Below are 20,352 nucleotides of genomic sequence, written 5' to 3'. Positions count from 1 at the left end.
AGGGGGCTGACGCCATGTTCCGCTCGATACTAACCGAGCTCGTTAAGGCAACACTTGGTGAAGTAGCTTGGAATGCTAGCATCCGCTCGCGTATGAGATCGGGAAAAAGTGAGCGCTGAACCTGAATGGACCGAACGCGCCGATAAGCGTGGGTTGGACCCGCTCGGCATGCAGAACGCTGGTGTTGCCCTGTACCAGTCGTTGCTGCCAGGCATCAGCAATGTCACGCTGCGCATGCGGTATTACGGTTACTACTGCTGGGTGAGCGATGCCTACGCGCTATTAGGCGCAACGGACGAGTTTGCTGCCTGGCGCTCTTGGGTCCGCCGTGCCGAAGCACTCTATGCGCTCGTGTCTTCACACGCCAAGGGTCAAGGTGGGGTTGGCGGTGTGGAATGGGCGGATCGTCGATTGGACCAGCACGAGGACGTCATTGACTTCGCCGAGGCCGCCTCGAATGATCGGAATGCCGTGAGATACCTGCGCCAGTCACTCGGCGTCTTCGGCGGCGCATACTATTCGCAGATGGTCGAAATGGGCCTATTCCGTCAGGGCGACCATGGCATTCCGCGTGCGACGAATTTGGCGGGCAAAGCCGCGGCCGATGCGTTCCGCGCGTCCATCGGTCCAGAAGTCGAGGAGCTTCTCAGCAATTCGATCGCGTTGGCGCGGATCGCTCGCGATAATCTGGCGCGCCTCGCGCCGATCGTGCCGTCCGGTATTCCCGACGTCTCGTCCGAACGGGAAATCTATGAAAGATTGCTCTTTCCCTCGGACGGGTCGACGAACAGCGATATCAGCAGGGCCGCCTCGCTGCGGCTCATCCTGAAGACGGCGCAGACATTTGGCCAACGGCCGGACCCAGACGGAATTCGCTGGCATCTTTTCGAATCGCAGGCGCTCGACGACGAGGTTCCGGACGGCCAGCGCGTGCGCTGGGAGGCCTACCACTGCCAGGATCTTCTTCAGGTGGCGGCGGCGGCACTCCTTGAGTGGGCAACTGACCTCATGGCCGAATTTGATGCTGGCCGGACCTTGGCAGAGATTGTGGAGGAGGTCCGGGTCCGACTAGGTGCCGTTGAGCCAGGGAACGCAGATCTGCGGTGGTCAGAACTTCGTGAGGGCATTGACCCGAACATCTTCGACTACCGCAGCGTCTGGTCCAGGCTCACGAGCCGGCGTGGCACAGCGGAGCAGAAGGCCTGGGATGCGGTGCGCCTCATGGCCGCGCTGGACCAGCGGATAATCCAACGGGCGGAACTGCGAGAGGTCGCTCGGCGAGAGTTACGCGTCCGTGGCGGCGGCAGGTCGATCGTGTCCGAACTCGCTTGGATCGAACGCCGGTCGGACACCCGCGTCGGCGATCTGGTCGCCACTTACGTCATCGAACGCGTCGTCCGCAGGCACAGTTGGGTCGCGATGCAGAAGCTTCGGCGACAGCGTGACTACACGTTCCTATTCGAAGTGCGCGACGGACGCTTGGTCCGCCGCAACGGATACGCACCCGTACCCACGACGCCGCGGCTCAACCCAGCGGTGCAGTTTCTGGTCGACGTCGGTCTCGTCGACGAAAACGGAACGACCGCGCGCGGCCTCGCCATTCTTGGAGCCAACGCGTGAAATATCCCGAGCGCATGGCGCGCCGCGGCACTGGATCGCGCCCTTTCCATAGCGCCGTCACAACTACATTCTCAATCGAGTTCGCCGCGTACGAGGAGGTAATGCTGCCACAGCTTATGGCGAGCGGAGCAACGAATTTCCTCATAGTAGCCGACGAGCGCATGGCCTCGATGTCGTTGTCGGACGGATCTCAGCTTCCCGCACAGCTCGGTCGCGACTACGAACTTTTCTCGCCCCCCGTCGCCGATGGCCTGTTCCATCCCAAGATCGTCCTCCAGATCGGTCGACGGTTGGGAAGGCTCTTCGTCGGCTCCGCCAACATCACTGCGGCGGGACTCGCCGGCAACGCCGAGGCGGTCGTCGAACTCGAGTGCAATGACGAGCCGAGCCCCGAGCGGGAGATCGTGCGGTCGGCATGGAAGTACGTCTCCAACCTCGTGGCCAGGGAGCCGGGCACCGCACGCGAGGCTCTGAACTGGGCGGCCGATCGGGCTCCATGGCTTGTAGGCCAGGAGGTCGCACCTCTCCAGTACCTCGACGATGGGACTGCGATCGCGTTCCTGGCGCGCGACGGTAGCGCAGGCATAGGAAGCCGATTCATCGGGCTCATCGGCGACGAGGTCGTCGAACGGCTGGTCGTCGCGAGCCCATACTGGGATGGACAACTCGAGGCTCTCGGAACCCTGATGAAGAGGATGCAGCCAGCCAGCACGACCGTGCTGCTGGATGCCGAAGGGCACGAGTTTCCGTTGGAGACGCCGCGACCGGCAGCCATAGAGTTCCGGGCATTCCCGTCCAGCCTCAAGGGTCGCTTCAAACATGCGAAGTTCGTGATTGCCTCCACGGCGACCCACGATCACGTGCTTGTGGGAAGCGCCAACTGCACGACCGCGGCTCTGGGCCGGGACGCTTCCGGTGGCGCAAATGCCGAGGCGTGCATCTACCGAATGCTCCCCCGCGATCGGGCAATCGAGGCGCTCGGGCTTTCCGAGTGCCTCGAGGCCATGCCCATCGATCCCGCCGAGATCGACCGGAGGGAACCGTCGCCGCCCATTCCTTTGGACGAGATTGCGGCGCGCAAGGCCGGCTCCTTCGAACTCGACGGAGACATGATCACGTGGTCTCTGCCTGACGGGACTAGCGGAAGCGGGTCGTTGCGGCTCCTTGATGCCAGCGGATCGGAGATCGAGACGGTCGCATTCCAGATCACCGGTGAATCCGTGCCGCGCCGATCCTTCCGCCTGACCTTTGAGAAACCGGAACACATCAGCTTTGCAGTAGTAGAACAGGATGGATTCGTGTCGAATCCTGCTCACGTCGCGCACCGGTCGCTGCTTCGAAGGCGGCGGCGAGAGGTCGCTACGGGATCCGTTGCGAAGGCCATTGCGGCGTTCGACGCTGGCGAAGACTTAGATCTCTGGATGCATGACGCCTTCGACAAGCTTGCACGTGCCGACCTCAACGATCGCCCTCCTCCATCCATAGCTCTAGTCCGTACACGGCACTCCGATCCAGATGGGGAGGATGAGCCGCCGCAGCAGCTCACTTACGATGAGTTCATGGAGACTCGTTCGCCCGACTCGCGGGATGAAATCCGCCGCGACTCGACGCTGGCCGGGACGCATTCGGACAGCATCCGCAGCTTCCTGAACATGCTCGTGGGCAGGTCGGTAAACCCTTGTGATCCAGATGATGTTGATAACGACGATTGGATGAACCTGGCGGACGAGGATGAAGAGCGCGAGCTCGACGCCGAAGCGCAGCGGACGGAGACCGAGCAGGTCCCGGCACCTGAGCAACGGCCGAATGACACGCCCGTGGACGCGAAGCAGTTCGTGCGAATGGTCCAGCAGTATGCAACCATTATCGCCAAGGGTACGGAACCGCTTGGGCCGAGCGACGTACTACGCGTCAGGTTCTGGCTGACGATGTTGCTCTACAAGGCACGGCACCCAGGCCTGCCGCGCGGCCTCGAGGCGACCACAGACGAGCATGGCTGGCCAAGGATGGCACTTCGCGTGATCGCGGCGTTCTTCTGTGGGAAGAAGAAGCCGCCGATCACGCGGCTTATGATCGCGAAGGAATACACTGAAATGCCGGTGGACTTCCTCGAGTGCTGGGTGACGGTCCTTTGGACCCTCGACGCAATTGAGACCGTCCTCGCGGGATCCGCCCGCCACCGCGAGTTCCTCGGGTTCGTTCACATGGCGCGTGTCGACGTAGTGAAGATACTCGGGCTGACTCCGGCCGAACTAGCGACCGAGACGGTATTGGAGCTGAGGGCGGCGTTGGACCGCACGCTCGGGGTCCGATTGGGTCTGAATGGCAGGGCAGCAGCCTAAGCGACCGCCGCTTGCACGTGCACCCAAGGCACCCAAGATCCTCGCGCCGCTGGGGCAACGCGATCGCGGGATCAAAGCCTCACACAGCCCCTGGTTCTGGGCTTTCCGTGCCCCCGAAGTCCGGTCATCCACGCATTACGGACGTTCGCTGTATTTCGGCTTAGTGCCAGGAACTGACCTTCACACCCCTCAGGTGGGCCGATGTTTACCGCGCCTTTTGTGAGATTTTGAGGTAGGCTGAAGCACCTGGTGCTCTGCGGAGAAACCGGACCGGGAGGCGCCCATGGACATTGTGGCCTGGCTGAACGGTCTGGGGCTGGGGCGATACGAGCAGGCGTTCCGCGAGAATGACATTGACGCCGAGGTCCTTGCCGATCTGACGGCCGATGACCTGATTAGGGTGGGCGTCACCTCGGTCGGCCACCGCCGTAAGCTGCTTGCCGCGATCGCGGCGTTGCGCCATGGAATGGCGCCAGCCTCCCCTCCTGTGCCAAGCGCGTTGGTCGCGATCCCGCAGGTCAGTGCGCCCCTGCCGGAGGCAGAGCGGCGGCAGGTGACGGTGCTGTTCGCCGACCTTGCTGGCTACACGAAGCTCGCCGGCGAACTCGATGCTGAGGAGGTCCACGCCCTCCTCGGGAGCTTCTTTGACCTTGCCGACGCCAGCGTTGCCAATCATGGCGGGACGGTCGACAAGCACATCGGCGACTGCGTGATGGCGGTCTTCGGGGCCCCAGTGGCCTACGGCAACGACGCCGAGCGATGCATCCGGGCTGCCCTCGAGATCGGGCGCCGCATGCCCGAGCTTGCAGCTAAGCTCGGCCGCCCTGTGGATGTGCATATCGGCATTGCCAGCGGCGAGGTGGTAGCGAGCGGGACCGGCAGCGCTCGCCACCTCGAATACACGGTCACTGGCGAATCCGTGAACCTGGCTTCTCGCCTGACGGATGAGGCCGCGGCCGGTGAGATCCTCATCTCGGATGCAGTCCACCGGGCGCTCGCCGAGCGGGTCGACTGCTCCGAGATCGGCGTCCTGGCCATCAAGGGGCTGGCCAAGCCGGTCAAGGCGTGGCGACTACGCGCGCTCCGCGAGCCGGTCCGGTCAGGTCGCCAAACGTTTGTCGGGAGGCGCCACGAACTGCGGCAGCTCGAAGCGGCGCTGGCGCAGTGCAGCGACACCGGTCGCGGCGGGGTCATCGAGATCCGCGGGGAAGCCGGGATCGGCAAGACCCGCTTGCTCGAGCAGTTTCGGATGAAGGCTCAGGGGAAGAGCTTCACCTGTCACAGTGGCCTGGTGCTCGACTTCGGAATGGGCTCTGGCCAGGACGCCATCCGTTCGCTCGTCCGCAGCCTGCTCGGCCTGTCGGGCGAGAGCAGCCTGGACGAGATCGCCGCAGCGGCTGAGAAGGCCCTCGACGATGGCATGCTGCCTCATGAGCAGCGGGTGTACCTGAACGACCTCCTGGACCTGCCGCAGCCGACCGAGTTGCGGACGCTTTATGACGCGATGGACAACGCAGCCCGCAACCGCGGCAAGCGCGCGACCCTCGCCGGGCTCGTCACGCAGGCAAGCCGTGGTCGTCCCCGGCTGCTGGCGATCGAGGACCTGCACTGGGCCGACCAGGTCACTCTCGATCATCTCGCGAACCTCGTCGACACCGTTGCTCAATGCCCGGCGTTGCTGGTCACGACCTCGCGGATCGAGCGCGATCCGCTCCGTGAGGAGTGGCGCATGACAGCAGGCGATCAGCCGATCATCACGATGGACCTCGGCCCGCTTGCGCCGAGCGAGGCCAACCAGCTTGCCAAAGCCTATTTCGACGCGCTCGGCGAGCTCGCCCAGCGTTGCATCGAACGCGCTGCCGGCAATCCGCTGTTTCTCGAGCAACTGTTGCGGCATGCCGAGGAGAGCGCCGAGAGCGGCGTCCCGGGGTCGATCCGGAGTTTGGTGCTGGCACGTTTGGATCGGCTCGCGTTGCCCGACAGGCAGGCGCTGCAAGCAGCCTCGGTCATCGGCCAGCGCTTTACCGCCGAGCTCCTGATGGCTCTGCTCGAGCGGCCCGAGTGGAACTGCGACGACCTGGTGCGGCATCGCCTGATACACCCGCAAGGCGATCACTTCCTCTTCGCCCATGCCCTGATCCAGGAGGGCGTCTACGACACACTGCTCAGGAGCCGGCGCCGCGCGCTGCACCGGCGGGCGGCCGATTGGTTCAGGAGCCGGGATCTGATGCTGTGCGCACAGCATCTCGACCGAGCCGACGATAATGGCGCCCCCCGGGCCTACCTCGAAGCGGCACGGGCGCAGGCCGCGGAGTATCGGAGTGAACGAGCATTGCGTCTCGTCGAGCGCGGGCTCGCCCTGGCCGGGGAGCGCACCGATGTGAGTGCGCTGTCCCTGTTCCGCGGCGAGATCCTGCACGACCTCGGCTCCATCCCGGAATCCATGGCTGCCTTCGAGCAGGCCCTGGTGGTCGCCGATACCGACATCGAGCGGTGTCGCGCCTGGCTCGGGCTTGCCGCCGGCCTGCGCATGACGGATCGCTTCGACGAAGCCTTTGCCATGCTCGACAAGGCTGCGGCCGCGGCCGCCACGGAGGATCTTGTGGCGGAGCGCGCACGTATCCACCACCTTCGCGGCAATCTCTGCTTCCCGCTTGGCCGGCTCGACGAGTGCCTGGAGGAGCATCAGCGGGCGCTTGATTGTGCCCGCCGGGCCGGTGCGCCGGAGATGCAGGCGCGGGCGCTCGGCGGGCTAGGCGATGCCGAGTACGCTCGGGGGCGGATGGCCAGCGCGCACCGGCACTTCAGGCGCTGCGTGGAGCTGTCACGCGCCCGCGGCCTCGGGCGGATCGAAGTGGCCAATCTCAGCATGGTCGCGGTTGCCGAGGCCTTCCTCAACGATTTCTCCGGCGCACTTGCTACGGTTCAAGCGGCGGTCACGTTGGCGCAGCAGGTCGGGCATCACCGGGCGGAAATCATTGCCCACGGCGCGGCATGCAACGTGTTTCGCACCATGGGCGGGTTCGGACGTGCAAGGCCGCATGCCGAGCGCGCGCTGGCTCTGGCCCGGCAGCTCGGCGCCAAACGGTTCGAGGCGGACAGCCTCCACAATCTCGCCATGGTCGCCCGCGCGGAGGCGAGTCAGGCCGAGGGACTCGACCTGCTGCACCGTGCCTTGGCGATCTGCCGCGAGACCGGGCTCAGTTTTGTGGGTCCGTGGATCCTCGGCTACCTCGCGGTCACAACCGAGGATCCGCTCGAGCGGCGTGCGGCCCTGGCGGAAGGCGAGGAGATCCTCCGCAAAGGCGCGGTGGGCCACAACCATCTTTGGTTCTTCCGGTACGCAATTGACGCATCGCTGGACTCCCAGGACTGGGACAACGCGGATCGCTACAGCGCCGCGCTTGAGGATTATACCCGGCCGGAACCGTTACCCTGGGCGGACTTCTTCATGCGATATGGACGTGCTCTCGCCACCCATGGCCGGGGCAGTCGTGGACAGGAGCTGACATACAGGCTTGAAGATCTGGTGGGCGAGGCCGAGCGCCTCGGTATCGGATCATCGCTTGGGCCCCTCCGGCAGGCCCTCGTCTCAAGCAGTTGACGCCCCGGTCGGCGCCAGCAACCCGCGGAGGCGGATCATGGCATCGATGGTGATGGTAGAAGTGTCTGAATAGGCTCAGCGGTGTTCGATGCGCCACGCGGCCCGTTCGCGGCCCCGTCCCCAGCCATTCAGTGCCAGCAAACCACCCAAAGCATTCCGCTGGAGTGGCGGGAGTGAACGGCCGCTTCGGGTCAACCTGAGCCGCTGGGCATGGCCTTGTGAAGGTCGGCTTACCCTATGACTACGGAAGTTCGGCTTCCGTCTGCCGCGTGCCATTTCCAGGCCTTTGAGAGTTGACGGCGTCCAAGCCGAAGATGCCGTTCGTTTAAGATGCAAGAGGCTGACTTTGTGTGCCTGGGTGTTGCATCGGCGGATGGGCGCACCATCCTTCACCGAAGGAGGGTTCCCAATGACCGTCACGTCCCTGAGCCGCCGCGCCGTGCTGACCGCACTCGCCGCTTCCACCATCCTGTCCGGCCATCGCAACGCGTGGGCACAGGACCTGCCGAGGATCGTCGTGACCACGGATCCGACCTGCGGCTGCTGCACCGGCTGGGTCGACCACCTGCGCCAGGCCGGATTCACCGCGGAGGTGATCGAGACCTCCGAGATCAACCGCGTGAAGGTCCGCCTTGGCGTGCCGCAGGACCTTGCCTCCTGCCACTCTGCCGAAATCGACGGCTACGTCATCGAGGGCCATGTGCCCGCGGACGCGATCAAGCGACTGCTGGTCGAGAAACCCCAGGCGAAGGGTCTCGCCGTTCCCGGCATGCCCGCCGGCTCGCCCGGGATGGAGGTCGAGGGCGTCGAGGACGACACCTACGCCGTCGTCCTGTTCGGTCCGGCGGGCCAGAGCACCTTCGCCCGATACAGGGGTCCCCAGGTCCTTTGACGGCAGGCGCGGCACCAGGCGCGGCCATTGATCCGGCCACGCTCAGGCCACCCTTTCCTCCAGCTCCTTCGTCCACTGCCCCATCGAGGCCAGGCCGTTCATCCTGGCGCGGTGAGAGAAGGCGCGCCGGGCCACGGCGACATTGTCCGGCTTGCCGGACCATGCCTTCTGGGGCGCCGCCTGAAGGGCGCGGCCATAGGAAAAGGTCAGCCGCCAGGGCGCCCCGCCGATCCGGTTCATGGCATCGAGATGGGCGGTCGCCTCCTCGTCCGACTGGCCGCCTGAGAGGAACGCGATGCCGGGCACGGCGGATGGCACGCAGCGCTTCAGCACCATGAGGGTCTTCTCGGCGACCTCGTCCACGGAGGCCTGCCGGGACGATGTCTTGCCGGCAATCACCATGTTGGGCTTCAGCACCATGCCCTCGAGCACGACCCGCTGCTCGTACAATTCCCGGAAGACGGTCTTGAGCACGAACTCCGTCACAGTGGCGCAGCGATCGAGGTCGTGCGCGCCGTCCATCAGGACCTCGGGCTCGACGATCGGCACCACGTCCTGCTCCTGGCAGAGCGCCGCGTAGCGCGCGAGCGCATGGGCATTGGCTGTCACCGCCGTCCAGCTCGGGATGCCCTCGCCGACATCGATGACCGCGCGCCATTTCGCAAAGCGGGCGCCGAGGCCGGAATACTCCGTCAGGCGCTCACGCAAACCGTCGAGGCCTTCCGTGACCGTCTCGCCGGGGCAGAATGGCAAGGGCTTGGCCCCCAGGTCCACCTTGATGCCGGGGATGGCACCCGCCTGCTCGACGAGCTTGACCAGCGGCGTCCCGTCGCTGGCGGTCTGCCGGATCGTCTCGTCATAGAGGATGGTGCCGGAGATGTAGTTCTTCATCGCGTCCGTCGCGCGGAAGAGAAGCTCGCGGTAGTCGCGTCGGTTGTCGGGGGTGGCCTCGACGCCGATGGCATCGAAGCGCTTCTTGATCGTCCCCGAGCTTTCATCGGCAGCCAGAATGCCCTTGCCGGGCTGCACCATGGCTGCGGCGGTCCGTGCCAGTTGATCCAGGTCCATCATCCTCCACCGTGCGATTTCGAACCCAGCCCAGGTCCCATAGTTGGAGCGGAATGGTCTTCACGGTCAAACCGGTGGCCGCCCTTCGAACTCGAACGATGAGGGAAGCGCGAACCGGCCGAATGCCGCTTCTCGTCAGCGCGAGCTTCCCTTGTCGCCACCGGTCGGCCCAGGCCGCCCGGGACAAGCGAAATCATGATCGCAACGGACCTCATGGCATCCGATGCCACGGGCGATGTGCATGACCGCGTCACCGAGGCCACCGCAACATTGGGGGCAACGATGGAAATCTTCGATGCCGGGCTTGTAACCCGACCGGAGATCCTGGTTGCTTTCGGACTTGCCCGGGATGGCCCTCCGCGATGGGCAGAGCGAGGGCGACGGCATCAAGGCCTGCTACTCGCTGGCGTTCGATCAAGGGGCCGATGGCCTGCTCACGATCACGGTCGTGCCCAAACGATGAGGCACCACGAGCCTCGATGCCGCTGAAGGATCCCGTTTCAATCCACGGGCTACGGCTTGAGCGAGCGATAAATGACGCGCACGAAGTTCGCATTCTGCTCCTCGTTCGCTCCGATCCCGGCGCCGATGTCCGCCAAGGGCTTGGCCGCAACCGCCTCATCGACACTTTTGCCGTCCGCTTCCAGCTTTGCGACGCGGTCCCGCGCCGTCATGAGCATGTCCCGGTAGGTCGCGAGCCCCGCCTTGTTGATCAGTGGTCCATGACCCGGGACGATCTTCGTCCCATCATTAGCGAGATTGAGGTAGATGTCCGTTGCCGCGATCATGCCGTCGATGGTGCCGCCGTTGGCGAAGTCGATGTTGGGATAGCGCGTGCCCAACGACACGATGTCGCCCGTCGCCAGGACATTCGCATCGGCAAAATACACATAGGTGTCGCCATCGGTGTGGGCGTTGACGGGGTGTTTCAGATCCGCCTTGCGCCCCTGGATGCTCAGTGTCAGATCCGTCGTGTAGGTTCGGGTCGGGATCGCCGCCTGCGGCGCGGGCGGAGTCTTGGCGCCGGTCAATCCGTTGGTGGTTCCGGCGCTCAGCCGCTTGGCGACATTCTCATGCGCCGTCACGACAGCGCCGTCCTTGGCGAAGCCCTCGTTGCCGCCGGTATGATCGCCATGGTAGTGCGTGTTGACGAGATAGCGGATTGGCTCCTTCGAGACGGCCGCGACCGCCGCCTGGATCTTGTCATGCAGCGGTGCGAACTGGCCGTCGACCAGGATGACACCATCATCGCCCACCGCGGCGGTGATGTTGCCGCCCATTCCTTCGATCATGTAGGTCCGGTGCCCAAGGTCGGTGGTCTTCATCTCGACCTTGGAATAGTCGGTTTGGGCCTCCGTCTGCCCTGACGCGAGCAGCAGCAAACCCAGAATCGATCCCAATGTTGCGATCTTGCTCATGACCCTCTCCTGACTGCCTGAACGGTCCCTCTCACATCGGCGGCTTGACCCCATCCTTCTCCAAGGTGGCGCGGGTCGCCGACACCGAGCCATCGTGGCTCCGGCGGCCAAAGAGGAAGATCGCCGCGCCGGGCTTCACCAAGCTCATGTCCCCGGGCACGAAGGCGACCACCGGGACGTCGGGCGGAACGGTGATCTCTGCCTCCTGGCCCTTGTAGGTCACCTTCAGCACCTGTCCTTGCGGGGCAGTCGCCACTCCCGCTACCGTGGCATTGGTCATCAGGCTGCCGGGTGCCAGATCCCAGGCGAATTGCCCCTCCCCGGCTCCTGGCGGCAGGAAGTGGACCTCGAGCGCCCGCAGCTTTCCGTCGGGCCCGCTCACGGAGGTCGAGGCGATGTAGTCGCCGGCCTTGATGTCGGACAGGCTGCGCTGCACCACACCGCTGACGGCAAAATCCGGCCCCATGGTGACCGGGACGCCTTGACCCGAGAGTGTCCTGACGAGCAGGGTCTGCCCCTCAATCCGGTCGACCGTCCCGCGGATGCGGGTGGGCGTTCCCTCCGGGGTCTGGGCAAGTGCCGGGAAAATGGCGAGAGCGCCGAACGCCCCCATCAAGGATGAACGCATGGATGCCCTCCACATGCTGTGAGGCATGGCCCGTTGCCGGGTTCCTACACGAACGCAGCCCGGGCGTGCGCGTCAACGCCCAAAGAGGATTGCACGCATTCGTGATCATGCGGCGGAGGTCCCAAGGGTTCGGCTTCTGCCTCCCGGGTTGCCGCGTCCGGAACCGCCTGGTGCCCACCGCGAGACACATCACCGCCGCGACATTGCGCGCAGGATCCGGCTGACGGAAGTTTCGGAACCAACCCGGGTGCGACCTGTTAACTTTTGTTTAACTTTTGCCTTGAGCGCCGCCGATCCGCCGTGTCAGGCTTTATGAACAGATCCTTAACGGCACATCGGTGGGGGCAATGCGGCAACCTCTTTTCGGGCTTCTGGGCGTTCGGTCCTTTTCCAGGAGCGCGTTCCGTTTCGCCGCCGCCCTCGTCCTGACCGTCACCGCCGCGGCAGCGCAGGCGCAGACCCGAAGCATCCTGCCAAGCATCACGCAGCCGGTGGCAAGGGTCGGCACCGCCAAGCCGATCCTGGGCTGGATCCGCTTCTGCGAGCAGAATCCGTCAGAGTGCGCCGTTGACCCAGATGAGCCGGCCACCATCGAGCTGACGGCGAAGGACTGGCAGACCCTGAATCGGGTCAACCAGCAGGTGAACGGCGCGATCAAGGCGAAGACCGACAAGGATCACCGGGGCATCGAGGACATCTGGGACTTCGCCGAGGACGGCTACGGCGACTGCGAGGACTACCAGCTCGTCAAACGCAAGAAGCTGGTCGAGGCCGGCTTCCCGCGCCGCGCCATGCGCATGACCGTCGTCTTCGACGAGGAAGGTGCCGGACACGCTGTGATGATGGTGCGCACCAACCGCGGCGACTTCATCCTCGACAACAAGCGCAATGCCATCCTGCCGTGGCACAAGACCGGCTACATCTACATCAAGCGTGAGGGCGATTCCGGCTCGACCTGGGCCTCGCTCGGCGGCCGGACGTCGCCGACCATGACCGCCAACCAATAACGCTCGGATCGGGTGAATTCCCGTATCCTCCCCGCGCAACGAGGCCGATCGGACAATGCCGGCAACGAGTGGCCTCAAGGGTTCCCTTCACCTCCCCACGCTGCCTCGTCCTTGCGGCGCTACTCGCCTGAGAGGCAATCGGCCTGTGCTCCGGCATGAAGGACGAGCGGCGATGGGCCAGGTTCGGCGATTTCGCGCAGGACCTTGGTCTTGATGACGGACGGGAACTGGTCGGCCTGGCGGAGCGGGATCATGAACGCGCCGACTCCTCCGATGACGCAGTCCGCGTAGTATCGGTCCAGGTCACCGAACTCCCAGCCGCTCACCATCTCCGGGATCCGGATTGTCAGCCCATTGATCGTGATGCCCTCGGCCACGGCATGATCGCGCACGGGCCTGACCTTGGGGCCATCGTTGTTCGGGCCGTCACCCGAGACATCGATCACCCGCCGCGCTGGCCTGTCCATGAGATCGGCGAAAAGCTTCATGCTGAAGCCGATCACACCAGAAATCGAGGTCATGCTGCCTTGGCGGATTGGCTGGCGCTTGAGCTCGGACGCAAAGGTCCGCGCCGCGTCCGGTCCGTCGATCACGGTCCACGGCACGAGGACGGTCTGCTCATCGGCTCCCGACCATTCGACATAGGCGACGGCAATGCGGCCGAGGGATCCCCTGGCGATGGCCTTGTGGACCGCCGATGAGCGAAATGCCTCGATAAAGCCCGAGCGCTGAAGCGCCTGCTCGGCCGGCGCCATCGAGGACGACACGTCCACGGCGAGTACGAGGGCAAGGTCGAGTGTCGTCTCGGATGCGGCGACGGCGCCACCCCAGAGGCAGGCCAAGGATAGACTCAGGCACGCGCCGTGATGTCGCCGCGGCATGACGGCCTCCCCGTGGAGCGCCCAGCTCGTACAGCCTGACGATAGCACGTTTTGGGAAGTGGCAGCCGCACCATCCGACGGGATCGATGAGCAACTCCCGCTGCTACGGCACCTCTAGCCGCCGAACAGCCCCGGAAGCGCTCGAGGACGCCCCCTGCCGCCTCCTGTCTGGGCAGCCGTCACAGGCGCTGCGACCGGAGCAACCTGCCTGCTCAATTCATCGGAGGGAATCCGGCCTCCCTGGGGATCGCTTGGCGTTCGGTAGATCCCACTCGCACGATCCCAGGCCCCTTGACCCAGCGCCTATATTTCCATAAGTCTCGACGCATGGAATCAGAGAACGTCATCCTGGCCCTCGCGGCCCTTGCCCAGCCGACCCGCCTCGACGTGTTCCGGCTCTTGGTGAAGCACGAGCCCGACGGACTGCCCGCCGGCGACATCGCCCGTGAGCTCGCCGTCCCGCACAACACCATGTCCTCGCACCTGGGTATCCTGTCGCGCGCAGGGCTCGTCCGCTCCGAGCGCCGGAGCCGCTCGATCATCTACCGGGCCGACCTTGATGGGCTCCGCGAGGCGGTGACCTTCCTGCTCCGGGATTGCTGCGGCGGACACCCGGATGTGTGCGCACCCTTGATCGATGCCCTCACCCCCTGCTGCCCTCCGAAGGAGAAAGCCGATGGCTGACCGCCCCTACAACGTGCTGTTCCTGTGCACGGGCAACTCCGCCCGCTCGATCATGGCCGAGGGCATCCTGCGCAAGGACGGCGCCGGCCGCTTCAACGCCTTCTCGGCCGGCAGCCAACCCAAGGGTCGGGTCAACCCGTTCGCCCTGAAGGTGCTCGACAGCTTCGACTATCCCTCCGACGGCTATCGGTCGAAGAACTGGGACGAGTTCGCGAAGCCGGACGCGCCCGCGATGGATTTCGTGTTCACCGTCTGCGACAACGCCGCGGGCGAGGCCTGCCCGGTCTGGCCCGGCCAGCCGATGACGGCCCACTGGGGCATCGAGGATCCCGCAGCGATCCAGGGTCCGGACATCGAGAAGGAACGGGCCTTCGTCCAGGCCTTCAAGTTCCTCAAGAACCGGATTTCCGTCTTCATGGCCCTGCCGATGACGAGCCTCGACGAGATCGCCCTCACCCATCACCTGAAGGAGATCGGCCGCCTGGAGGGCGCGACCTCCGGCACGGTGCCTCCCTTCGACCGCCGCTCCACCTGAGGTGCCCCATGGACGTCATCATCTACCACAACCCGGATTGCGGCACGTCGCGCAACACGCTGGCCATGATCCGCAACGCCGGCATCGAGCCGCACGTCATCGAGTACCTGAAGACGCCGCCGACCCGGCTCCTGCTGCGGCAGCTCATCGACCGCATGGGCATCCCGGTCCGCGATGTCATCCGCGAGAAGGGCACGCCCTACAAGGAGCTCGGTCTCGACAACCCTGATCTGACCGACGACCAACTCCTCGACGCCATGATGGCGCACCCGATCCTGATCAACCGCCCGATCGTGATGAGCCCCAAGGGCGTGCGTCTGTGCCGGCCGTCCGAAGCCGTGCTCGATCTCCTGCCGCCGCAGCAGGGTGAATTCGTCAAAGAGGACGGCGAGCGCGTGGTCGACGAGCACGGACGGCGCGTGGCCAGCGCATGACGGACACATTCCCGCCTGCGCAGCGCCTCGCCGCCGAGGCGCTCGGGACCGGATTGCTCGTCGCCACCGTGGTCGGCTCGGGGATCATGGCCGACAAGCTCGCCGGTGGGAACGTGGCGCTGGCGCTGCTCGGCAACACGATCCCGACCGGTGCGATCCTGGCCGTGCTGATCCTGGGCCTCGGGCCGATCTCCGGTGCCCACTTCAACCCGGCGGTCTCGCTCGTCATGGGACTCAATCGCGCCTTGCCCTGGCCCGAGGTCGGCTCCTATACGGTGGCCCAGATCGTCGGCGGCTGCCTCGGCACGCTGGTCGCCCATGGCATGTTCGACCTACCATTGCTCCAGTTCGCCGCGACTGCCCGGACCGGGCCGGCGCAATGGTTTGCCGAGTTTGTCGCCACCTTCGGGCTGCTCGTCACGATCCTGACGGTCGTGCGCTTCCGGATCGAGGCGATTCCCTATGCGGTCGGACTGTACATCACGGCGGCCTATTGGTTCACCGCCTCGACCTCGTTCGCCAACCCGGCCGTGACGATTGCCCGGGCATTGACGAACACATTCGCGGGGATCGCGCCGGGCAACGTGCCGATGTTCATCGTCGCGCAGGTCCTGGGCGCCCTTGGAGCAATGGCACTGATGCAGTGGCTGCTGAGTTCCGTACGGACCCCGTCGAAATCCGGAGCCATGGCTGGTGAGTGATCTTCCCAACGTCGACTTTTCGGTCCTCGACATTCCGGACCTCGGCAAGCTGGAGCAATCGCGGGTGTCCACGCACCCGCCCCGCATCCTGCTGCTCTACGGATCCTTGCGGGAGCGCTCCTACAGTCGCTTCCTCACGCTGGAGGCGGAGCGCCTGCTCCGGCACTTCGGCGCCGAGACGCGCGTGTTCGATCCGCATGGGCTGCCGCTGCCCGACGCCACCGCCAGCGACCATCCCAAGGTGCAGGAGCTGCGCGAGCTATCGCTCTGGTCCGAGGGCCAAGTCTGGTGCAGCCCGGAACGGCACGGCGCCATGAGCGCGGTGATGAAGGCGCAGATCGACTGGATCCCGCTCGCAACGGGTTCGGTGCGGCCAACACAAGGGCGTACGCTGGCCGTCATGCAGGTCTGCGGCGGCTCGCAGTCGTTCAATGCCGTGAACCAATTGAGGGTGCTCGGGCGCTGGTTGCGGATGGTGACGATCCCGAACCAGTCCTCGGTCGCCAAGGCGTTCCAGGAGTTCGACGAGGCCGGACTCATGAAGCCGTCCTCCTACTATGACCGCGTCGTGGACGTGATGGAGGAGCTGGTGAAGTTCACGCTGCTGACCTGCGACCACTCCGATTACCTCACCGACCGCTACAGCGAGCGCCGGGACGCGGCGGAGAAAGAGGCCAAGCGTCTCGCCGCGGAAGCCATGAGGCACGAGGTTAAAGCGGCCGAGTAAGCGTACCAGCCGCCTGTCTGGACTCAGCTCAACGATCCGAGCTCGCCCAGACGGGCATCCTCGCCTGCGAGCTGCCGCCTGCGGGTCCACGTGTCTTCCAGGCCCCAGAGCCGCACGATGCGGCCGTTCTCGATCCTGAAGAAGTAGACCTCGTCGATCCTCATCCGACGTCCCGTTGCCGGAAGCCCCAGCCAGTCCCCGGTCTGGGTGCCCTCACAGCGGAACCTTGCCACGACAGTGTCCGCTTCCGCGACCAGCTCGACCACCGTCTGCCTCCAGTCGCCGAACGCCTCGAGGAATTGCATGAAGGCCAGCCTGAGCTTCGGGGCAAGCGCAGGCGTGCAGAGTTCGTCGAGGACGTCGAGTTGCCGTCCATTGATGACCTCGTCCACCAGCCGTTGGACGATCATCTTGTTGTCCATGAGCGTCACGCCACCGCTAGCTCAGCCGCAGCACGCCTGCCGGGTCGGCTCCGCCAGGTCGTCGAGGATCACGCAGTCCGAGGCCGGACCGCCGGCACAGGCCGCCGTGCAGGTCTCGACGAAGCCCACGAGGGTGCGTTCGAGTGCCTGGAGCTCGGCGAGCTTCCGGCGCACGTCCTCAAGGTGGGCTTGGGCAAGGTCGCGCGCCTCGTTGCAGTCCTTGTCCGAGGACTCTGTCAGTTCCACCAGCGCACGGACCTGCTCGATCGGAAATCCGAAGTCGCGGCAACGACGGATGAAGGTGAGCCGCCGCAGGTCGGCCTCCGAATAGAAGCGGTGTCCCCCGGGGCGCCGGCGGGCCGGCGGCGGCAGCCCGATCTCCTCGTAGTACCTGATCGTCGGGACGTTGCACCCGGTCTGGTCGGCCAGGGCGCCGATGGTCAGGGCCTGTGAACACATATTCGTGTTTCCGGAAAATGTGGCTTGAACCTCAAGTTACTTGAGGTCGCATCCTCCAGCAAGTTCGTCATCCCGACTGCCGCGAGGACCACATGAAACCTGCTGTCAAACTCCTTGGACTGGGCGCCGCCTGCGTCGCCTGTTGCTCATTCCCTGCCTTGGGATCCCTGCTCGTCGGGCTGGGACTCGGCGGTCTCGGCGCCGCGACGCTGGGATGGGGGATTGGGCTGGCGGTCCTCGCCGGCGCGGGTGTTGCCCTGCTGATGACCCTCCGCAAGCGCCAAGCGGTGACATGCTCCACCACGAACTCCGGGTGCGGCTGCGGCGGCCCGAAGCTGGCCGCACCGACATCCTCCGCTGAATGAAGGGAGACCATCCATGACCATCATCGAAGCCGAACCCATCGCCTGCACCCTGACGCCCGGGGAGTACAAGGGGCGCGTGGACTGGATCGAGGCGCTGGCGAGGCAGTCGCTCCGGTCCGCCCGACGAGAGGGACTGTCGCTCCACCTGACCTACGGGCCGGAGGCTGCCGACGCGGTGCGTGAGCTCGTCCGCAAGGAACAGACCTGCTGCGCATTCCTGCGCTTCGAGATGCGCGAGGATGCGACGGGCGTCCACCTATCGGTCACCGCGCCGGAGCGGGCACGTGAGGCGGCCGACCTTCTGTTCGCCCATTTCGTGCCTGAGTTGGCAACGCCTTCCACATCGTCACCATCCCTTTGAAAGGAACTTCCATGACCATCAGTCGCCGTATTGCCCTGTCCGGCATCGCCCTGTCGGTCCTTGCAATGGCCGGCCCCGCCCATGCCGCGGAGCGGAAGCCGTACGATCCCCAAGCGTTCGAGGCGGCCCGGGAGGCCGGCAAGTCCATCGTCGTTCACGTGACTGCGCCCTGGTGCGGAACGTGCAAGGCGCAGAAGCCCTCGGTGGCTCAACTGGCCGGCCGTCCGGAGTTCAGGGACGTCATCCTCTTTGACGTCGACTTCGACACGCAGAAGGAGGCCCTGCGCAGCCTGAACGTCCGGAGCCAAAGCACCTTCGTGGTGTTCAAGGGCAGGACCGAGACGGCGCGCTCGGTGGGCGAGACGCGCTTCGAGGCGATCGAGTCCCTCATGAGGAAGGCCCTCTGAGATGGAACCCGTCGGCATCGGGCTGGCGCTTGCTGCCGGCATCCTTTCGACCCTGTCGCCCTGCGTCCTGCCGCTCCTCCCGATCGTGCTCGGGGCGGCGGTCTCCGAGCACAGGCTCGGTCCGGCTGCCCTTGCCGCCGGACTGGCTCTATCCTTCGTCGCCATCGGCCTGTTCGTCGCCACCATCGGGTTCTCGCTCGGCCTGGACGGCGGCGTCTTCCGAAGCACCGCCGCCGTCCTGCTGGTGGCGTTCGGCGTCGTTCTCCTGGTCCCGCAGCTTCAGGCCCGGGTTGCCGTCGCGGCGGGTCCGGTGAGCAACTGGGCCGAGCAGCGCTTCGGCGGTTTCTCTCCGGGCGGCCTCGGCGGCCAGTTCGGGGTCGGGCTGTTGCTGGGTGCCGTATGGAGTCCCTGCGTCGGGCCGACGCTCGGCGCGGCCTCGGTGCTCGCTGCGCAGGGCCGTGACCTGGGTCAGGTCGCCCTCACCATGACCGTCTTCGGTCTCGGCGCGGCCTTGCCTCTCCTCCTGCTCGGCCTGCTGTCCCGCGAGGCACTGATGCGGTGGCGCGGTCGGCTGATGTCGGCCGGCAGCGGTGCCAAGATGGCGCTTGGCGGCGTCCTGATCACCAGTGGTGTTCTCATCCTCTCCGGGGCGGACAAGTCCCTCGAGGCCAGTCTCGTCTCCGCCATGCCCGCCTGGCTGACTGACCTCACGACCCGCTTCTGACAGGCCTGGCCATTTGCAACGGCACCGTTTCGTAACAGGTATGGTGAATGACAATCCTTGCTTATGCCGGCGCTGCGGTCGCCGAGATCGCGGGCTGCTTCGCCTTCTGGGCGTGGCTGCGCCTGGACAAATCCATCTGGTGGCTCGTTCCGGGCAGCGTCTCGCTGGCTCTGTTCGCCTACCTGTTGACGCTCGTCGACAGTGATGCGGCCGGACGGGCCTACGCGGCCTACGGCGGCGTCTACATCGTCGCCTCCCTGCTCTGGCTCTGGGCCGTCGAAGGAGTCCGTCCGGACCGCTGGGACGTCACGGGCGCGATGGTCTGCCTCGTCGGGGCCGCGATCATCCTGCTGGGACCTCGGGCAGCCTAACGTTCTTTCTGTATTTCTGGAAATATCGCTTGACGCAGCACGCACACACGCCCAAGGTATTTCGATGAACGTCGAACAAGCAGCCAAGCAGCTCGAGGCACTCGGGAACGCCACCCGGCTCCAGGTCTACCGCACCCTCGTTCGGGCCGGAGAGGCGGGCCTGCCCGTCGGGCAGATCCAGGAGCGCCTCAAGATTCCGGGGTCGACGCTCTCGCATCACCTCCAGCGGCTCCTGCTGACCGGACTGGTGACGCAGGAGCGGCAGGCCACAACCCTGATCTGCCGGGCCAACTACCCGGCGATGAACGGCCTGATCGGCTTCCTCGCCGACGAGTGCTGCGCCGATGCCGGATGCGGAGCCCAGGCGGAGAACGCCGCTTGATTTATTTTTGCTCGCTATTTCCATCCTACCGGAAATAGCGATACAGGAGATACCGATGCTAACTCTTCTCTCTTCGCTCCTGGATCGAGAACGCTCGGTCGCCACCCACAGCGAGATGCTGTCCCTGTCCGACCTCGACGATCATCTCCTGCGCGATATCGGCCTGCGACGGATCGAACTCCATGCCGTTCCCGTGCAGCGGCTCCTCCCTGCGTGCTGCTCCAAGGCGGCACGACGCTGGGCCGAATTTGTTACCCGCCTTCGCAATGTGCTTTCTCCCGAACCTGTCCCTTGCTGCCGATCCTGACCAAGGAGCCTTC

23 protein-coding genes are annotated in these 20,352 nt (G+C 65.4%); 17 read left to right on the top strand and 6 right to left on the bottom strand.

The features are described from left to right. Positions 1-108: 108 nt before the first annotated feature. From BB934_RS26650 to BB934_RS26635, 4 genes are all read left to right on the top strand, one after another. Positions 109-1,620, top strand: coding sequence for a hypothetical protein (locus tag BB934_RS26650; protein ID WP_099512369.1), 1,512 nt, complete (start codon positions 109-111; stop codon positions 1,618-1,620). Positions 1,621-1,721: 101 nt separating this feature from the next. Next, positions 1,722-3,962 carry a phospholipase D-like domain-containing protein gene (locus tag BB934_RS26645; protein ID WP_157934331.1) on the top strand — a complete coding sequence of 747 codons (2,241 nt, stop codon included), beginning with the start codon at positions 1,722-1,724 and terminating at the stop codon, positions 3,960-3,962. Positions 3,963-4,245: 283 nt separating this feature from the next. Beyond that, positions 4,246-7,566, top strand: a complete 3,321-nt coding sequence (locus tag BB934_RS26640; RefSeq protein ID WP_099512367.1) for an adenylate/guanylate cyclase domain-containing protein — start codon at positions 4,246-4,248, stop codon at positions 7,564-7,566. 409 nt (positions 7,567-7,975) lie between these two features. Continuing rightward, a complete protein-coding gene (locus tag BB934_RS26635) occupies positions 7,976-8,458 on the top strand; it encodes a DUF411 domain-containing protein (RefSeq protein ID WP_099512366.1) in 483 nt (160 codons plus the stop codon). A gap of 42 nt (positions 8,459-8,500) precedes the next feature. Here BB934_RS26635 and BB934_RS26630 read toward each other — a convergent pair whose 3' ends face one another. The 3 genes from BB934_RS26630 to BB934_RS26620 form a co-directional block, all read right to left on the bottom strand. After that, positions 8,501-9,526, bottom strand: a complete 1,026-nt coding sequence (locus tag BB934_RS26630; protein WP_099512365.1) for a class I fructose-bisphosphate aldolase — start codon at positions 9,524-9,526, stop codon at positions 8,501-8,503. A gap of 512 nt (positions 9,527-10,038) precedes the next feature. Then, positions 10,039-10,944: an MBL fold metallo-hydrolase gene (locus BB934_RS26625; RefSeq protein WP_157934330.1), complete on the bottom strand. Its 906-nt coding sequence runs from the start codon at positions 10,942-10,944 to the stop codon at positions 10,039-10,041. Positions 10,945-10,975: 31 nt separating this feature from the next. After that, positions 10,976-11,572 carry a hypothetical protein gene (locus tag BB934_RS26620; RefSeq protein WP_099512363.1) on the bottom strand — a complete coding sequence of 199 codons (597 nt, stop codon included), beginning with the start codon at positions 11,570-11,572 and terminating at the stop codon, positions 10,976-10,978. A gap of 347 nt (positions 11,573-11,919) precedes the next feature. On the opposite strand from BB934_RS26620, the gene BB934_RS26615 reads away from it, so the two are divergent. Continuing rightward, a complete protein-coding gene (locus BB934_RS26615; RefSeq protein ID WP_099512362.1) occupies positions 11,920-12,579 on the top strand; it encodes a transglutaminase-like cysteine peptidase in 660 nt (219 codons plus the stop codon). Between the two features lie 119 nt (positions 12,580-12,698). Here BB934_RS26615 and BB934_RS26610 read toward each other — a convergent pair whose 3' ends face one another. Next, positions 12,699-13,460, bottom strand: a complete 762-nt coding sequence (locus BB934_RS26610) for a DUF1194 domain-containing protein (RefSeq protein ID WP_099512361.1) — start codon at positions 13,458-13,460, stop codon at positions 12,699-12,701. 327 nt (positions 13,461-13,787) lie between these two features. On the opposite strand from BB934_RS26610, the gene BB934_RS26605 reads away from it, so the two are divergent. The 5 genes from BB934_RS26605 to arsH are packed head-to-tail and all read left to right on the top strand — an operon-like array spanning position 13,788 to position 16,541. Beyond that, positions 13,788-14,144: an ArsR/SmtB family transcription factor gene (locus BB934_RS26605; protein WP_099512360.1), complete on the top strand. Its 357-nt coding sequence runs from the start codon at positions 13,788-13,790 to the stop codon at positions 14,142-14,144. Continuing rightward, positions 14,137-14,679 carry an arsenate reductase ArsC gene (locus BB934_RS26600; protein ID WP_099512359.1) on the top strand — a complete coding sequence of 181 codons (543 nt, stop codon included), beginning with the start codon at positions 14,137-14,139 and terminating at the stop codon, positions 14,677-14,679. The genes BB934_RS26605 and BB934_RS26600 overlap by 8 nt, the downstream gene beginning before the upstream one ends. A gap of 8 nt (positions 14,680-14,687) precedes the next feature. Continuing rightward, the gene (arsC, locus tag BB934_RS26595) at positions 14,688-15,113 is read left to right on the top strand and encodes an arsenate reductase (glutaredoxin) (RefSeq protein ID WP_099512358.1); all 426 of its coding nucleotides are present in this window, start codon (positions 14,688-14,690) and stop codon (positions 15,111-15,113) included. Continuing rightward, entirely contained in the window at positions 15,110-15,814 is a 705-nt protein-coding gene (locus BB934_RS26590; RefSeq protein WP_099512357.1) for an aquaporin, read from the top strand. Before arsC ends, BB934_RS26590 begins: the two co-directional genes overlap by 4 nt. Further along, positions 15,804-16,541 carry an arsenical resistance protein ArsH gene (gene arsH / locus BB934_RS26585; RefSeq protein ID WP_099512356.1) on the top strand — a complete coding sequence of 246 codons (738 nt, stop codon included), beginning with the start codon at positions 15,804-15,806 and terminating at the stop codon, positions 16,539-16,541. The genes BB934_RS26590 and arsH overlap by 11 nt, the downstream gene beginning before the upstream one ends. A gap of 23 nt (positions 16,542-16,564) precedes the next feature. Here arsH and BB934_RS26580 read toward each other — a convergent pair whose 3' ends face one another. Then, positions 16,565-16,963 carry an ester cyclase gene (locus BB934_RS26580; protein WP_099512355.1) on the bottom strand — a complete coding sequence of 133 codons (399 nt, stop codon included), beginning with the start codon at positions 16,961-16,963 and terminating at the stop codon, positions 16,565-16,567. 21 nt (positions 16,964-16,984) lie between these two features. Next, on the bottom strand, positions 16,985-17,422 hold the full coding sequence (locus BB934_RS26575; RefSeq protein WP_099512354.1) for a MerR family transcriptional regulator: 438 nt from the start codon (positions 17,420-17,422) through the stop codon (positions 16,985-16,987). A gap of 92 nt (positions 17,423-17,514) precedes the next feature. On the opposite strand from BB934_RS26575, the gene BB934_RS26570 reads away from it, so the two are divergent. The 7 genes from BB934_RS26570 (at position 17,515) to BB934_RS47370 (ending at position 20,339) form a co-directional block, all read left to right on the top strand. Then, the gene (locus BB934_RS26570) at positions 17,515-17,787 is read left to right on the top strand and encodes a hypothetical protein (RefSeq protein WP_099512353.1); all 273 of its coding nucleotides are present in this window, start codon (positions 17,515-17,517) and stop codon (positions 17,785-17,787) included. Between the two features lie 13 nt (positions 17,788-17,800). Continuing rightward, complete coding sequence (locus BB934_RS26565; RefSeq protein WP_099512352.1) at positions 17,801-18,148, top strand: hypothetical protein; 348 nt, start codon at positions 17,801-17,803, stop codon at positions 18,146-18,148. Positions 18,149-18,159: 11 nt separating this feature from the next. Next, positions 18,160-18,555 carry a thioredoxin family protein gene (locus BB934_RS26560; protein WP_099512351.1) on the top strand — a complete coding sequence of 132 codons (396 nt, stop codon included), beginning with the start codon at positions 18,160-18,162 and terminating at the stop codon, positions 18,553-18,555. A 1-nt stretch (position 18,556) separates the two neighbouring features. Next, the gene (locus BB934_RS26555; protein ID WP_099512350.1) at positions 18,557-19,279 is read left to right on the top strand and encodes a cytochrome c biogenesis CcdA family protein; all 723 of its coding nucleotides are present in this window, start codon (positions 18,557-18,559) and stop codon (positions 19,277-19,279) included. A 47-nt stretch (positions 19,280-19,326) separates the two neighbouring features. Then, complete coding sequence (locus BB934_RS26550) at positions 19,327-19,650, top strand: YnfA family protein (protein ID WP_099512349.1); 324 nt, start codon at positions 19,327-19,329, stop codon at positions 19,648-19,650. 64 nt (positions 19,651-19,714) lie between these two features. After that, entirely contained in the window at positions 19,715-20,032 is a 318-nt protein-coding gene (locus tag BB934_RS26545; protein WP_099512348.1) for an ArsR/SmtB family transcription factor, read from the top strand. A gap of 55 nt (positions 20,033-20,087) precedes the next feature. Next, entirely contained in the window at positions 20,088-20,339 is a 252-nt protein-coding gene (locus BB934_RS47370; RefSeq protein ID WP_157934329.1) for a DUF1127 domain-containing protein, read from the top strand. The last annotated feature ends 13 nt before the right edge of the window (positions 20,340-20,352 follow it).

Origin of the sequence: Microvirga ossetica, from assembly GCF_002741015.1 — a bacterium.
In the GTDB taxonomy this organism is placed as follows: domain Bacteria; phylum Pseudomonadota; class Alphaproteobacteria; order Rhizobiales; family Beijerinckiaceae; genus Microvirga; species Microvirga ossetica.
This window is presented reverse-complemented; position numbering and strand designations above follow the sequence as displayed.